Raw genomic sequence first — 692 nt, forward strand, 5'->3', positions numbered from 1 at the left:
ACTGAAACAATACCAAAACCTTCCATATTTTCCAAACGTATCAAAGACTTTTCTTGGCGCCGTTGTAAAGTAAAAATATCGGCTGGTGTATGAATACAAAGCGCCTCATCTTGAGCATAGAAAAAAAACTCTACCTGTTTTTTACCCAAGCCTTCAATATCAAAAGCATTGCGTGAAACAAAATGACGAATACGTTCAATTGCTTGTGCAGGACAAATAAGCCCCCCTGTACAGCGACGCACGGCTTCTCCCACTTCACGAACAGCATGACTCCCACAAGCTGGACACAAATGAGGAAAAATAAAAACAGCAGCATCTTTCGGGCGTTTTTCAATGATAACATCAATAACTTGAGGGATCACATCACCAGCACGTTGTACAATCACGCTATCACCTACACGGATATCACGTCCTTCACGAATGGGCTCTCCTTTATGACCAATTCCCTTAATATAATCCTCATTATGCAAACTAGCATTGGTCACCACCACTCCACCAACAGTAATAGGCGTAAGACGTGCAACAGGTGTCAAAGCTCCCGTGCGACCAACTTGAATGTCAATATCTTCCAAAAGCGCTATCGCTTTTTCTGCTGGAAATTTATGGGCGATAGCCCAACGCGGCGAACGAGAAACAAACCCCAAGCGCTTTTGGAGCATCAAATCATTAACCTTATAAACAATGCCATCAAT

1 pseudogene is annotated in these 692 nt (G+C 42.8%); it reads right to left on the bottom strand.

The annotated features are described in order from the left end of the window. Positions 1-692: pseudogene (locus ACFIL3_RS10850) on the bottom strand (NAD-dependent DNA ligase LigA); the annotation flags it as partial.

Origin of the sequence: Bartonella sp. CE47NXGY, from assembly GCF_042195415.1 — a bacterium.
Lineage (GTDB): Bacteria > Pseudomonadota > Alphaproteobacteria > Rhizobiales > Rhizobiaceae > Bartonella.